Raw genomic sequence first — 15,444 nt, forward strand, 5'->3', positions numbered from 1 at the left:
GTGAAACTATTGGTATAAACTAAATAATTATTTAAGGTTTGTTAATTCGATATTGTTATTGGAGTGAATGTAATCATCGCCATTAAATAAAACCATTCCCGCAATAAAAACACTAAGCCCAATAATTGATATCATAATACTGAATAAGGCGGATAAATTTTTGTTAATATAAAAAAGTGATTGTTCTTTTAGTGAAAATGCTGAATCGGAAAAAGATAAAAATAATATGATAATACCCCAATGTAATACCGATAAAAGAAAAGGGTATTCAACATTGTTGTGGATTACAATAGGGAATATAGCAATGATCATCGCTAATGAATAACCATTGCCATTTTTTTTATATTTAATAAAAGATTGGAAAATAACGTAAATACTCCCTGTTATCAGTAGAGACATAAAAACCAAGTTAATGTGGCTACCTTTCATAATCCAAAGAAAAATTTCATTATGTGAATGTGGAACGATGTATTGTTCTGGACTTAAAAAGGGTAATGGTGTTCTGCCATAACTATCCTTAGGGATTATAGAAGGATCCCATATATCATCGGGTTGCTCCAAAAAGAGAGTAATCGAAAATCGTAGCATTTGTTTTAAATGAAACTGATTAATCACCTCAGTATTGATAAACTGAGGGCATAATTTAATGAGGTAAATACCAATAAACATAGCTACAGCCATGATAAAGTAGCTAGCAATCACTCTAAGCTGATTTTTTTTATAGAAAAAACAAATGAATATGAAAATTGCCACAATAAAACTTAACCATGTCGTGACGGACTGAAGTGTTACGAGAGTTAAAGTAAATAAAAAAATTGAGCAGCCTAAGGCAATCGCCCTCATTTTCTCATATTTAGGATTTGCTAAGGCAAATTGCGGCAAGATAAGTGTCATCATCGCGAGTAAGCATGATGCAGTTACACTCACTGACAATATATTAATTTGTTGCGATAAGCCATTTGACCGCATATCGCTTGCAAAATAGAAAATATCCGGTTGAGTAAAAAATTGGTAGCCCGTCAAAAATGCTTGAATGGCTGAAAATACAATATTGCAATAAATACAAAATGATTGTACCCGCCACCTATCTTTTATTTGGAGCCCAGTGATATAAAATAATACACCAATGGTAATACCGGACCAGTACCAAAAAATTAAATCACTATCTATTTCTGTTGAATAAGCTAAACCCAGTGCTAAAAAAATTAATGCAATAAAAAAACAAATCGCAGGTACGGTAATAACAATTCTATTTTTGCGATAAAAAACAGTAAATGAAACAGTTGAAATCAACATGGCAATAGCAAGCCAACTAATGATGTTTTGCGGGAGTGATTGGCGTAAACTCCCTAAACTATCAATATAAATTAGGCTGGCTAAATGCCAAATAATAAATATACCAATAAATAATGAGCGAGATATCATAATCATAGTGCATTACCACGGTATTAAATAAAGGTAGCGATTAACCAAGCATTGCCTTTGTAGTCTCCAGGTTCAGCGTCTGAACCTGAAAGCTGACTTTCAATGCGAATATTTTTGACCTTATCAATAGTGGTTTCAATTTCTTTCCCACTTTGGTTGGTTTGCTCATCATAAAGCGTGACTTCAGAGTAAATTGTATTATTGCCTGATTTTAGTGGAACGCGTTTTTCTGGGTCGGTGTCAGTTGAGTAATCTAATTTTAATTTCACTTTTACAGGCTGAACTCGTTCACAGGTATAGGTGACTGTGCGTGTTTCCTTACTATTAAACTCAAAGGCATCCAGTGTTTTATGGTCAATATTTAAATTATCAATATTAGAACGGCAATTTGATGGGTAATTAACCACCGATGTTGCGAGGTCTAATTTTACACTGGCTTTATCTGCTGGTACGTAAAGAGTTGGCGTGCCATAGTCTTGGAATAAACGGGTATAGCCTGCAATCATCGCATCAGGAATCACAATTTTGCCATCAACGGGGATTTCTTTAACGTAAACCCTCACTTCAAACGGAAAATGCACAGTAAAGAAAGAGGTCGCTAATGGTCCCATTTCTTCATTTGAGCACCCACGCCCAGGAATATTTCGCCACCCGCTAGTAATGCCGTTATCAGAATAAAGCGTAAAAAAAGTATTTGAGTTGATTTTATAGGCCGTTAGTCCTTTAAGTGAAAACCCCGCTTCTGGCATATATGCAAATACGCGGTGATAAGCATAACTCCAAGCAAGTCCTGAACTGTAGTTTCCTTCGAGGAAATTAACTGTGCATTTAACTTGACCAAAAGGTTGTGACGTTGTTTCATTAATAACAATCCCTGTACTATTTGGTGGCGCAATTAAATAATATTTATTGTTATCTGTGCCAATAGTTGGGGTTGTTGCCACAACCGAATTGTTCGAAATTAAACTCATTTTATAGCCACCACCAGTGCCTGCATAGCGGGTTGCTTGTGCTTGTAGGCTGCTTAAACACAGTGGTAGCAATAACAGTAATTGTGAATAAATTTTTAACTTTTTCATAAGTTTTCTCAATATTACAGGTAATCAACCATTACAGATAAAGCCGCGGTAAATGGCCCTGCGGTAAGGTTTTCTAGGGCTTGATTAGTCACAAGTTGCGACTGAATAACGATTTTCCCTGTATCACCACTGATGGTAGGGGCGATCCTTTCCCATTTATTCAAGTTCAGCGCCGTGCTTTTATTTTCTTCTGAAAAACGAATACCCAGCCCATTAATTGAGGTGGCCAGCACCGTTTCGTTATTGACAGTTAGGGTATTGCCTTCTCTCGGAGAAAGATAAACCTGTAAATTTTTACGAAGCTCACATTGCTTAATCAAAATGCCAAACGATTGTTTTTCTTCGGTTAACCTATCGAGTGCAACTTCTCTAAAATTGATAAATAGTTCTTTCTCGCTATTTTCCGCGGTTAACACACAAGGCGGTCGCACTAACTTGGCAGACAGTGACAGCAAGATATCGGCTTGGGTACCAAAGGAAATAAATAGCCCGACTAAAGGAAATATAAAACGTGTCAGTTTCATTCTAATTCTCCCTATTGATAATCAAGGTTGAACGTCACGGTTGAAGAAAAGCCGCCTGTTGTTAAACGCGCATTAAAGGGTTTTTGTGCATACACACCAAATGAAAGAGTATTAATTGACCCTTTTCCTGATTCAGTGACAGTACTGACGTCTATTTTTGTATTTAGGTCGAGCTCTTTGCCATTACTATCCGTAAGCGCCAGTAACACATTGGATTCACCTGTTGTTTTTAGGTAGTTAATGCCATTATGGGCTTCAGTATTTTGGGTATTTAAGGTGATTTTGATGGTTTTATTTAATGCCATCGCTGAACAGTCCACGATATCCAATTTAAAGGGCTGCATTTCAGAGCGCCCTAGTGTTTCGAGGGATGAAAAGCGTAACCCAGACAGGTAGACTTTTTTCTGGGCATCATCATCACTGAGGCGACAACCTAAAGGCACTAATACACCTTCAAAATAAACCGTTAGGCTGTTGGCAAAACTGCTATTCGCCGTTAGGAATAAAAGGCTAAATAATAATATTGAGTACTTAGTCATAATTTATTTCCAGACGTTGTGCTGTGTTATTGGCAGGGATAGATAACAAAAATGTGTTATTGTGCAAGGGTTGCGCTAACACATGCTTTTCTGCACCCAACTTCAAAGTAAAAGGGACCCAAGCGTGTCGTTTTGCTAATTGATTACAATGGGAAAAATTCATTTCTAATTGATAAGTTTGTGCCAGTAACGTATTTTCATTCAGTTTCATTGAAATCAGTGGTAGACAAGGAGCCGTGACAATACGTGCGTTGACATAGACTGTGCCCGTAGTGACTGGTGCAGTGGACTGCGCAAAAATAGGTGCCGCAAAAGCCCATAGCACTAAGTAACGTAATTTCATCGTTCTGCTCCTTTCTATTTTGACGCATTATTCAGTCACGCTGCACTGTGATACTTGGCACTTGAATGCCAGTGATGGCTTTCCGCCGTAATCATTAATGTATGTCAGGTAAGGCGTTGAAAATTTGGCTGATTTAATAATTTGATTCGATTTTGGTGGCACCATGATAGCCTCAAAATCACTCTCTTCAGATTGCTTTTGGCTGTTTCCAATGCCTATAACGGTTAAATAAAAAGGTGTTGGATTATTTAATGTATAGCCCGTTGCTGCAGGCGTTAGCGTGACGTGTTTTGCCCAATCTGTTTTACTTTGCGCCACAATACTTTCTGGGCGATAAAACAGTTTTACGCGGCTTTGTAACGCAATTTGCAATACACCAGCCTCTGATGATTTAGGTGGGATTTCGCGCAAGTTGTAATAAAACAGGGATTCTCTGTCTTGCGGCAATTTCACAATATCAGGTGCAGTACTTAAACGAACTAAACTGGTGGATTTTGGCTCCATACGCTGAATGGGCGGCGTGGCAATAATTGGGCCTGTTTCGAGCTTTTGCTCAGACGCATTTTCTAACCATGACTGCGCCAAGTAAGGCAGTTCAGGGTTGTCATTGCGGATGGTTATGTTGATAGAGGGTTGATTACCATCGAAAATAATACGAGTACGATCAAGCGTGACGGCGGCTTGAGCGGTGCTCAAGACGCTTACCGTGAGCGTAAAGGCTGTGGTTAAAAGTAAAAAGTGGCGGTTCAATTTCATTTCAATTCTCTTATTAACGACAAATGATAGTAGGGTAAACGTCCTGAGGGCTAATCACGTCAGGAACCTGTGCACTGCACTGAAGTTTGTTTCCCCAATAGATATTTAATAATTCCTTGGCGCGGATACCGACAATCCACGTAATGCCCTGTTCACCGACAATGCCTAGCTCAATATTGCTGCTATTGCGCACGCTGGCACCAAATGGTGGATAGCTGTTATCGGTAAGTTTTAAACGTGCAAAAGTTTTTTCACCTTGAATAACATTCAGGCTGCGATAGCCAATGGCTCCACGGGTTAACGTGGCATCAGTGACGGTCTCTAACGCTTCGACGTCTTTTGGTAACTTACTGGTATTAATTGATGCGCTAGTTTTCCGATAACTGCTTACATTCGGTAATACAGCAAGGCCGAAGTGGTTGGTTTTGTATACCCCACCACTGAGTGGTACGTTAGCGGCGCCTGGAGTTTCTACTACGAGGCGTGTTCCCCCATAGGCTGCTTGGTGCATAGCAATCCCTTCTTTAATTAAGGTAATGCCGCCATTAATTGAGCCACCCACGCTGTGGTATTCATTCGGCACATAGCTGGCATTCCCTGAAATCGAGGCATAAGGGAGGTTTTGGCTTAAATACCCGCTAAAGCTAGTTTGATCATCTTGATTATTTCCAGTTTGGTAACCCACATTCAGGTTATAGCTGCGTTGTTCGCTATATCCGCTGTAGCCCACATTGTGGGTTGAGCTGTGCTTGCCATTTTGATCCCGTGTGTAGCCTTCAGAAAAGCTAAAGCTACTGCCTTGGGATAATGGGATCGTAAAATATAAGCTGATCGCATCATCTTGATAGCCTGCTCTTTTTGAACGGGTTGCAGATGCGGTGAGGTTAACGTTTTTCAGCCCTAGCGCCGCCCAATTTAATAGGGTACTCAGGTATAAGCTGTACTGTTCCTCAGTTTCACTATTCCAATATGTGTTGTATTGGTAGTTGCCACCCAAAGAGAAATCGTCAAAATATTTGTTGATATTCACTTGGTAGCTTTCTTTCTGGGCTTGTGATTCATTGCCAGTACGGCGTTCGTCCAAGGTTTGTTGCAATGAACGGTAAGTTTCATCAGAGAAACGGTACCCTGCGAACGTAATGTCAGTTCTGGCTTCGTCAAACGATTTTGAATAACTGAGACGGTAGCTTCGTCCTGTTAAGGTTTTATCAATCAACTGCGCATGCGACTGGGTGGCATCAAATGAAAGGCTACCGAATGTAAATAAGTCACGGCCAAAACCTGCTGAAAAAGCTTGGTAATTTTTTGATAAAACTGAACCACCATAGATAGACCACAGGTTATTTAACCCATAGGATAATTCGCCTGATGCGGTTAAATCACCTTCGAGTTCTCGGCCATTAAAGCGGGGTTTCCCCGCAGCAAATTTATAACGAATTTGCCCTGGCCGAGTTAGGTAAGGTAACGCTGCAGTGGTGATACTAAATTGTTGTTCTTCACCGTTTTCTTCACGCACGGTGACATCGAGCGTTCCACGAATGGAGCTATCCAGAGTTTGAATACGAAATGGTCCCGCAGGCACCGTTGTTTCTAACACAATGCGGTTATGGCTTTTGACAATAACGGTGGCATTAGTCTGGGCAATACCAATAATTTCAGGGGCATAACCTGTTAACTTTGGCGGCATCATGTTTTCATCGGTTTCAAGAGAAATACCGGTGTACTGCCAAGAGTCAAAAATAGCAGAGTAAAAGTAGTTTTCACCTAGAGTTAAAATAGATGCTATTGATTTAATTGAACGATATGCGAATAAGCGGCTAAACGAAGCATCGCTATATTGGTTCTCAAAGCTCCCCGTGGATTTACGGTAATTGGCTTGGTAATCACCCCGTAAGCGCCATGCACCAAAATTAAGGCCTGTTGTTCCATTGGCTGAAATATATGACTCTCGAGAGCCTGAGTTTCTACGTGTTAAAGAACCTGTGAGGTTGTAATCTAATAAAAAGCCATTAACACCTTCCTCCCAACGGGAAGGAGGAACCCAACTTGGATCAGTGTATTCTAAATAGCTTTGTGGAATTAAAATTGAGAGCGTTAATGTGGATAAATCAACATTCAGCGTTGCCCCCTCAAGTGCGGACAAATCCAAGCATTTTCCATTATCACGATATTGAACTAATTTGATTGCATCAGGCGTTAATCCTAAGCGATCCAAAATATTGAAAGGAATACAAACCGTATCGAATAAATTATTTTCTTGAGATTGCGGTGCGATTACTGTGATATCTTGTGCACTTCCCATACTCTCATTATTGACTTTGAGTGTTAAATGGTAAGTGCCAGGCATAATAAATCCGGCCTGAGAAAACTGGCTAAAATCGATATTCTGTGTGTCTTCGGTATCTAACATATCCGTATTAAATTCGACAGCATAGGCTATTGAAGAAATAGAAGATAAAAAAGACGTCACAATAATGTAGGAATAAATATTAAGTCTAACCATGATTTTTTCATCGAATTAATTATGTGTTTATTTATTAATCGTAAGTAACGTTGAATTTAATAGTGGTAAAATAATCCCCAGGCGTAATTTCATTATTACTTGTGCCTAATTCTGTTTCATATTTCAAATAGCTTTCTTTACTTTTATGATCAAAATAAATGTAGTTATTAGATATAGAATAAAGTTTATTTGGCATTAATAAGTTGTCATTACTATCGTAAATATATAGAACAACACCAGGCTTAGGTCCTGAAAGCTTTATTGCATTGCTATATATATCTTGCGGGGCAAAGAAGCGAATTTTAATGCCTTTGTGGTTATTATTGTCATATTCGCTAATACAGTTATTCAATTTTATATAAAATGGCTTACGCGTTATTTTTCTATCTTCTATTTCGTTAATACTAAAGTTAGATATATAGTCGTAATTGATATACTGATACTGGCTATCTGTTTCAATAGAGCAGGGGGCAGCAACAATATAGCCTTGCATTACCGCCTCACCACGAAGCCCATCTTGTACATGTCCTAAATTAGAATCTATTGCATAAGAATTAATAGAGCTCAATAATAAGGTGGTTAATATATAAATATTTTTTTTCATAATGAACCTTTTTATAGGGAGGAATAAAATCCTCCCTTAAAAAATTACTCGTATGTGATTTTAAAATCAGCAATAGAGCTAAATTCACCTTCAGTGACTGCAACAGCACCATCAACACGTTTAGCTAATGCAGTAAATTCTAAAACGTTTTCACCTTGTTTATTACGAATTTGGTTCATCACAGATTTAGCTTCATCAAATTTAAAGTCTTTAATCTGAACACCGATGTTTGTTGCAGAACCCGTAGTACCTAAGAATTCTTTGTTAGTACCCACATAGTTTTTACCACCAAAGGTAATTTTGATATCTTTAACTGCAACCCAGTTATCATCTTTATCTTTACTGAATTCATCGAAATTACAGTCTTTGATTTTAATCGCGATATCTTTTTCAGCTGCATTACCTGCTTCTAAAGATGCGCGAGAAAGTTGACCAAAAGGAACTTCTTGTTTAGTGCTTTCAGATTCAATATTACATGGCGCATTAACAACTTGGCCGCTGAAATGTAATTCGCCTGAGTTGCCACTTGCTAATACAGAGGTAGACAGTGTTGACGCAGCAAATAAAACAGCAACAGATAATTTATTTAATTTCATACTAAAATCCTTAAGAGAAAAATTAACAATTTCCATAATGAAGCCTCTTAACTAGCGGGCATTATAGGAATTGATTTACTTACCCATCATTGGGATGTAACTGGTTATATATAAAAGAAAAATTGGGCCTTTTATAAACCTGTATCCATTCGTACTTTCATATCAGGAAATGATATTTGAATATCAGTCTATTCGACGAGAGCTATATTACCCTTACTGAGTGTATAGCGAAATAAAATTCTTAATTTTTAATCTAATATGAACGTTTATTCTCTGTTATTGTTGTTTTTTAATGAGTTTTAATATTTTTATGCTTCGTTAATATTGAAGTAAATAATTAATTTTTGTGATTTTAAGGTGTTTTAATATGTTTCAATGTATGAATTTTTTAAAATACAAAAAAAATGCATCAGATATTAGAATATCTGATGCATTTTGTTGTTTTTTTGAGGGTTACTAACAGTGATTAGATTGTACAAATAAACATTGGCGAGTAATTTTCTTCAAAAATATAATTTTTATCGTTTAACCGTTTTACTCTAGTGAAGTAAATTTGGTTAAGCTGCGGGAGGCCTCGTATATAAACGTCATCGCCAGCCTGGTCGCTCGGGTCAATGTAAATATTTTTTACCTGAGAAAAAAAATGACTGCCTTGCCGTTTATACTCAATAAGCAGTTTTCGGGAGATAATGTATTTTTTATTATTAAATTTAACTTCTCCCGTCATGATAAAAGAATGCAGGTGATCATTATCCGCACTTGGAATGACACTCAGTAGGTAATAGCCGCTTAAGCTAGGGCGATCGTCTGAGATATCAATTTTTAAAGTTGCACGGCAGTCAGGTACAATAGGTGTATTAATTTGAATATATGTATATAAGCTAATTAAAATCAAAGTGATGGTGGTGAGGAGTAAAAAAACAAATCGTACAGCTTTGTTATTTGGCATAGAAATTCTCACAACTTATTGTAGCACCATCTTTTGCAGTTTTAGGGCAGTATGATAAAAATAGATAGTCATCATCGAAATTTTTATTTTGGGTGATAATTCCCACATTATAGTAAAAAATAGTAGCGGGTTTCTTGCAATTAATATTTAAACTTTTTAGCCTATCTTTTAGTACAGAAAAACTCATTGAGCGAGTATCTGCCTTATGGTAACTGTTTATATAACGAATTGAGCACTGATCAATTTGACCGACTTCTGGGTATTCAGTACGGCTAGCAAAAAAGTAGCTTTTAAATAAATAAAGCAAACAAAAGATAATAACGGCAATCAGTGTTATTTCTAGGTAGCGATTATTTAAAATATAAGCTTTTTTAACGGGGGTTTTGGCATTTATTTCGTTTTCTTCATCTATTTCTAAAGAAGACTCAGTCGATGGAGATAAGAGGGAGGGGATTTCTGAAATAGTTTCTTCAGGCTGTTCGTCGCTTATTTCAAAGGTTAAATTAGCTGAAAATTTTATTCCTACTTTTGGAATAGTTGAAATAATTTCTTCATCAAAAAAAGATGATAAATGGCGGCGCAAAACAGAAATACTGCTATTTAAATTATTGTCAGAAACAACTTGGTTATGTTCTTCCCATACACGACGTAATAAAGTTTCCCTATCTAAAACTTCTCCGTTATTTTGTGCTAATACTAAAAGTAAACGATTTAACGTTGTCGTCAGCTTAATTGCGTCGTCAACGTGACTCGTATACAACAGCCCCTGATTGCTGTCATAGGTAACATGCTGATTAATTAAATATTTCATTTTAGGATGGGTTTTATTTATAGTGGAATACAACTGTATGGTGTCAGTTTATACCCGTAATTCGGGATATGTCAATTAAACTGAATTAGAGTAATTTATTATATTATTTAAAGTGGAAAAAATAGAGTAAATGACCGGTTAAAATAAGTTAAATTTAATGGGGTTAAATGGCAACGTTAATATTTAATTAAATAAAAAAGCCCCGTTAGGGGCTTGTACGAATTTAACAATATCATTAAACCGTTGGCTCTAAAATCTGGTGCATAACCGGATGGAATTTACGTTTAAAGTAAACTAACCCATGCCCTGTATCATTTACAATGATTTGTTTCATTTCAACCATGTAGACAGAGTGCGTACCAATGTCCTGAACTTGCGTGATTTCGCCTTCAAGATTAGCGAGGGCATTTTTCAGTAATGGTTGCTGTAAAATACCGTTATCCCACACATTCCAGTTAAAACGCTCTTCCATTGTGGAACCTTTCATTCCCGCAAAATGGCACGCTAATTCTTCTTGGTCATGGCTTAGCACATTCACACACAGGCGGCCATTCTTTTGAAATACCGCATTCATTGCACTGTTGCGGTTGACACATACCATCAAAGTTGGTGGCGTATCCGTAACTGAACAGACTGCAGTTGCTGTAATTCCACAGCGACCTTCAGTACCATCCGTGGTGACTATGTTCACTGCTGCACCGAGACTAGCCATCGCATCTCTGAAACGCAGGCGATGTTCATTTTCTAAAGACATATTGACCTCCTGCTACTGATTACTTCAGCAGCGAATCTAACTGATTAATATCATTATTGTTATACAGGTGTGGACGTTTCCATCCGTGTTGATCGTAATCTGATAAGCAGCGATCAACCATATCTGTCATGGCTTTCATGTTGCCAGAACCTTGTGCATGACGCAGACATTGCAGACGAATTTCGTCTTGGCTTCCTGCGTAGTTAATTTCATACAGTTCATGGCGACCACCAAACTCACTACCAATTGCATCCCACATGAGTTTGAGGATCTTAATACGTTCGACGTGATCCATTCCGTTTGAACCGCGTACATATTTAGCTAAGTACCTATCAATTTCTGGATTATTCATATCACGAACGCTGGATGGCAAGTAGATCAGCCCACTCGTTACGTTACTTTCAATGATATTTTTAATTTTGGTGTAGGCCATAGGTGCCATAACACGGTATGTCTGGATAGCTTGGGTATCTGGTAGGAATGCCCCGCCTTCCCACGCTTTCGCTTCTGATGTCATTGCATCAGTCAATGACCAGAACAGGTTACGCCACGCGACCACTTCACCTAAATCAGCCTGTACACCACGGAAATCAATAACACCTGTACATTCTAAACTTTTTTGTAACAATCCGGTAATGAAGTCTAATTTAACGGCCAAGCGGACACAAGCTTGTAATGGGAATAAACGTGCGAACCCACCTTGTACAGCCCAATTACGAGCACGGTCAAAGTCACGGTAAATCAAGACGTTTTCCCATGGAATTAACACATGATCCATCACTAAGATGGCATCATTTTCATCGAAACGGCTGGAAAGTGGGTAATCAAATGGTGCGCCAGTTGCGCCAGCCACTAATTCATAAGAGGCGCGAGAGATTAATTTCACACCGTCGGCATCCATTGGTGCAACAAACATCAGTGCAAAGTCAGGGTTATCGCCCATCACTTGCGCAGAACCAAAACCGATAAAGTTATAGTGTGTTAAGGCTGAGTTGGTCGCAACCACTTTTGCACCGCTGACGATAATCCCTGCATCAGTTTCTTTTTCGAGTTTAATATAAACATCTTTCACTTCATCTGCGGGCTTATGGCGATCAATTGGTGGGTTAACAATCGCATGGTTAAAGTATAAGCCGCTTTCTTGAATGCGTTTGTACCAGTTGCGCGCGTTATCCGCAAATTGGCCGTAATATTCAGGGTTTGCGCCTAAACAGCTGGCGAATGCCGCCTTATAGTCTGGAGTGCGTCCCATCCATCCGTAGCTCTGGCGTGACCAATCTGCGATTGCATCACGTTGTTGGCGTAATTCGTCTGCACTTTTCGCGAAACGGAAGAACTTGTGCGTGTATCCACCATTACCTGTGTCGGTGTTCCAGCAAAGCTGGTCATGAGTCGTTTTATCATGGAGCGCATCATATAACTGTCCTATAGAAGCCGCTGAATTACGAAAAGCAGGGTGAGTGGTGACATCTTTTACGCGTTCGCCATAAATATAAATTTCACGGCCATCTTGTAGGCTTTTTAGGTATTCTTGGCTATTAAAAGGGCGTTTAGCATCTGAGCGAAAATCTTCTGGTTTCATGTCTACCTCGTTATCTCACAATGAGGGCTTGCATTGATAGGGGACAAAGGTGCAAGCGAATATGTTAATTTTATGTTTGTTTTGTGTTTATTAATTGAATCGCTTTCTGAGACAATTTTAAAGAGACTTTAGAAAGGTTTACTGGTACTTTTCGTTGGTATGGGAAGTTTATAAAAGAAATGTGATCCTATCGATATTTTAATGTTAATGTAATCATTGTTTTTAATTAAAATAATCTAAATATCATAATATTGAGGTTTATTTATATATTAACAATAAGTTATTTTACTTTATTCACATGCCTATTTTTTATCCTTTTATTTCACTTTTTGTTATTCTGGATAACCTTGTTTAAGTAAGTTAAAACAAAATTGATAAGAGATAAAAATGTTTTTAAAATGTAAAATAAAATTTATTGCCGCTGAATTGTTCAACGGCAATGAAACTTTTCAAGTGAAAGGGAAGTATTTGACCGCTTAATGGATATTTTGTTCACGCCAAGTGCTCGGTGAGCTGCCGACGAGTCGGTTAAAAAAGCGAGCGAAGTAGGCTGGGTCTTTAAACCCGAGTTGGTAGGCAATTTCAGAAACAGGGCTGTCCGAAAAAATAAGCAAACGCTTGGCCTCACGTAGAATACGGTCAAAAATGAGCCTTTTTGGCGGCCGATTAGCAAATCGGCGGCACATATCTTTGAGGCGCGATTCTGTTACGCCAAGTTTTTGTGCATATTCAGGTACGGCAAGGTGCTCATGATAATGTAAGTCAATTAATTGGTTAAACCGTTGGAATAGGCGATGCTCCCCTCGAACACCGCTAGTCGGGTGCCCATCTAATGGGATTGACCGTAGTAGAAAAGTAAAAAGTGCTTGCGCCAAAGAGGATAAAGCCTGATGTTTCCCTACATTGTTATTTGCTGATTCACGCGCCATCAATGCCCAGTAATGATTGAAAGTATCAATATCATCGAGCTTATCGGCAACAGATAAGCAAATAGCAGGAATATCCACTAAATCAGGATGAGCAGGATAAAGAGACTCAAGCAGTGGCATGATAAGATCTTGTCGCACAGTCAGTACATGCCCGTCCGTGTCTTCTTGAGTAAAAAAGGCATGGGCGACAGAAGGGGGAGTTAAAATAAACAACGGTGCTTGGACAGAATAGCGTAATTCGTCAAGCTGCAAGGTAATGTGGCCAGTGACCAAATAATGCAACTGGAAGAAACCATCATGGCGATGCGCCTGCATATCACGACCAAAAAAGGCAGCCATGTTGCCGAAGGTTTGGTAGTGGACGTCGTCAGTGCCTTGGGTTTCGTCGTAGTCTGTACTGATGTCGATATTCGTAATTAAAGTTGAGTTACCCTTCATTCTTCGGCTCGCAGCGTTGTTGGCCTCACAAGCCAACCCTAGTCACATACTTCAGTATGCTCCTAGGGATTAACTTGCTTGCCGCCTAGCTGCAAACCAAATTATTTTGGGTAACACCCTTTAATAATTATTTGCAGCATAAGTTATTAAAACATTTAAAACATTCGAACCATCAAAATTTTAAGGTGTTGCCCTTGGCCTTGAGTTTTTCATTGGGATAGCAATGACTAACAGCGCGCCGACCACCAGAAGGCCAGCCACAAAATACAGGCCAGAGTTAAAGCTGCCCGTTTGGTCTTTTAACCAACCAATCAATAGTGGGCTGACGGCAGAACCTATATTACCCGTTGCGTTGATAACCGCAATACCGATGGCGCGAGCACGTAAACTGATCGATTGGTCTGGCGTTGTCCAGAATACCGCCATCGCGGTGAATGAACCCGTTGATGCCATAATGATACCAATCAGCTGAATAATTGGGTGGCTAGTCATTGCAGCGAGAACCCAACCCGCGGCAGCAAATAAATACGGTAGGGCGGTGTGCATCTTCCGTTCTTGCAATCTATCTGAACGGCGGCTCCAGTAAATCATCCCCAAAATCGTACAGAATTGTGGGATAGCGGTAAGTAGCCCAATCATGGCATTACTACTGCCTTGGTTGAAGCTCTGCATGATTTGTGGCGTCCAGATATTAATCGCGCTTAACGTGTTGGTTAAACAGAAATAAGCGACGGTATACATCAAGATAACAGGGGTGAAAATCTCTTTCCACAAACTGGTATTTTGCAGGGCACTGTGGCTTTTTGACCCTTGTGGCTGCACGAGTTCCAGCTGGTCTTTATCCATCATTTCTTGCAGTGTGTCTTTATCTTCTTGCGTCAGCCATTTGGCTTTCTTCGGTGAATCATCAAGGTAGAACCAAACTAACACACCTAAAATCACGGAAGGGAAGCCTTCAAGCAGGAACAACCATTGCCAGCCTTTTAGGTCTAAAATGCCATCCATCCCTAAAATATAACCAGAAGCTAGGGATCCGAACGCCATGGTGACTGGCATCGCAATCATAAATAAGGCATTAGCACGAGCACGGAAATAGGCTGGAAACCAATAAGTTAGATACACCAGAATCCCTGGCAAGAAGCCCGCTTCAGCGATACCCACTAACATTCGCAGAACGTACAAACTTGTTGGCCCTGTGGCAAACATGGTTGCCGTTGAAGCAATCCCCCAAAGTACCATGATGGTGGCTATCCAGCGACGCGCACCAACAATCCCCAACATAATATTACTTGGAATACCAAAAATAACGTAGGTGGCATAGAACAAGGTGGCAGCTAAACCAAACATGGTTGAGGTCAGGCCGATGTCTTTCCCCATGGTGAGACCCGCAAAGCCAATGTTAATACGGTCTAGGAAAGAGAAAACAAACAGCACGAATAAAAAGACGATCAGCCGTTTGAATAATTTATTAATGACCCGCTGCTGCGGCTCAGTTAAATTTTTATGTTGTTCAGCAGGGTTAGTGCTTGCAAGTTGTTGATTACTCATTGTAGGGCCCTCAATTCTTTCTTCTGAAAATTATTATAGGTACAAGGGACGATGAGGCAGTCAT

General features: G+C 39.1%; 15 protein-coding genes. All 15 read right to left on the reverse strand.

Annotated features, from left to right (window positions below):
* Window positions 1–27: 27 nt before the first annotated feature.
* The 15 genes from M1F05_RS03880 to hpaX all read right to left on the reverse strand — a co-directional run bounded on the left by M1F05_RS03880 (window position 28) and on the right by hpaX (window position 15,380).
* Window positions 28–1,431 carry an O-antigen ligase domain-containing protein gene (locus tag M1F05_RS03880; RefSeq protein ID WP_206084664.1) on the reverse strand — a complete coding sequence of 468 codons (1,404 nt, stop codon included), beginning with the start codon at window positions 1,429–1,431 and terminating at the stop codon, window positions 28–30.
* A gap of 17 nt (window positions 1,432–1,448) precedes the next feature.
* A complete protein-coding gene (locus tag M1F05_RS03885) occupies window positions 1,449–2,504 on the reverse strand; it encodes an adhesin (protein ID WP_206084665.1) in 1,056 nt (351 codons plus the stop codon).
* Between the two features lie 14 nt (window positions 2,505–2,518).
* Window positions 2,519–3,028, reverse strand: a complete 510-nt coding sequence (locus M1F05_RS03890; RefSeq protein WP_206084666.1) for a fimbrial protein — start codon at window positions 3,026–3,028, stop codon at window positions 2,519–2,521.
* Between the two features lie 11 nt (window positions 3,029–3,039).
* Window positions 3,040–3,567 (reverse strand): fimbrial protein, encoded by a 528-nt coding sequence (locus tag M1F05_RS03895; RefSeq protein WP_206084667.1) that lies wholly within the window; start codon window positions 3,565–3,567, stop codon window positions 3,040–3,042.
* A complete protein-coding gene (locus M1F05_RS03900) occupies window positions 3,560–3,910 on the reverse strand; it encodes a hypothetical protein (protein ID WP_206084668.1) in 351 nt (116 codons plus the stop codon). Before M1F05_RS03900 ends, M1F05_RS03895 begins: the two co-directional genes overlap by 8 nt.
* Before the next feature lie 27 nt (window positions 3,911–3,937).
* Complete coding sequence (locus M1F05_RS03905; protein ID WP_206084669.1) at window positions 3,938–4,666, reverse strand: molecular chaperone; 729 nt, start codon at window positions 4,664–4,666, stop codon at window positions 3,938–3,940.
* A 13-nt stretch (window positions 4,667–4,679) separates the two neighbouring features.
* Window positions 4,680–7,169: a fimbria/pilus outer membrane usher protein gene (locus M1F05_RS03910; protein WP_206084670.1), complete on the reverse strand. Its 2,490-nt coding sequence runs from the start codon at window positions 7,167–7,169 to the stop codon at window positions 4,680–4,682.
* A gap of 34 nt (window positions 7,170–7,203) precedes the next feature.
* On the reverse strand, window positions 7,204–7,773 hold the full coding sequence (locus tag M1F05_RS03915) for a fimbrial protein (RefSeq protein WP_206084671.1): 570 nt from the start codon (window positions 7,771–7,773) through the stop codon (window positions 7,204–7,206).
* Window positions 7,774–7,817: 44 nt separating this feature from the next.
* Window positions 7,818–8,369 (reverse strand): fimbrial protein, encoded by a 552-nt coding sequence (locus tag M1F05_RS03920; protein WP_206084672.1) that lies wholly within the window; start codon window positions 8,367–8,369, stop codon window positions 7,818–7,820.
* 466 nt (window positions 8,370–8,835) lie between these two features.
* A complete protein-coding gene (locus tag M1F05_RS03925; protein ID WP_206084673.1) occupies window positions 8,836–9,318 on the reverse strand; it encodes a FidL-like protein in 483 nt (160 codons plus the stop codon).
* On the reverse strand, window positions 9,308–10,129 hold the full coding sequence (locus M1F05_RS03930; protein WP_206084674.1) for a winged helix-turn-helix domain-containing protein: 822 nt from the start codon (window positions 10,127–10,129) through the stop codon (window positions 9,308–9,310). The genes M1F05_RS03925 and M1F05_RS03930 overlap by 11 nt, the downstream gene beginning before the upstream one ends.
* 235 nt (window positions 10,130–10,364) lie before the next feature.
* Window positions 10,365–10,883 (reverse strand): 4-hydroxyphenylacetate 3-monooxygenase, reductase component, encoded by a 519-nt coding sequence (gene hpaC / locus M1F05_RS03935; RefSeq protein ID WP_206084675.1) that lies wholly within the window; start codon window positions 10,881–10,883, stop codon window positions 10,365–10,367.
* Window positions 10,884–10,902: 19 nt separating this feature from the next.
* A complete protein-coding gene (gene hpaB / locus M1F05_RS03940) occupies window positions 10,903–12,465 on the reverse strand; it encodes a 4-hydroxyphenylacetate 3-monooxygenase, oxygenase component (protein WP_206084676.1) in 1,563 nt (520 codons plus the stop codon).
* 476 nt (window positions 12,466–12,941) lie between these two features.
* On the reverse strand, window positions 12,942–13,832 hold the full coding sequence (gene hpaA / locus M1F05_RS03945; RefSeq protein ID WP_206084677.1) for a 4-hydroxyphenylacetate catabolism regulatory protein HpaA: 891 nt from the start codon (window positions 13,830–13,832) through the stop codon (window positions 12,942–12,944).
* Window positions 13,833–14,012: 180 nt separating this feature from the next.
* Complete coding sequence (gene hpaX / locus M1F05_RS03950; RefSeq protein ID WP_272516356.1) at window positions 14,013–15,380, reverse strand: 4-hydroxyphenylacetate permease; 1,368 nt, start codon at window positions 15,378–15,380, stop codon at window positions 14,013–14,015.
* Between the last annotated feature and the right edge of the window lie 64 nt (window positions 15,381–15,444).

It is taken from the genome of Providencia sp. PROV252, from assembly GCF_033676005.1.
Classification (GTDB): Bacteria; Pseudomonadota; Gammaproteobacteria; order Enterobacterales; family Enterobacteriaceae; genus Providencia; species Providencia vermicola.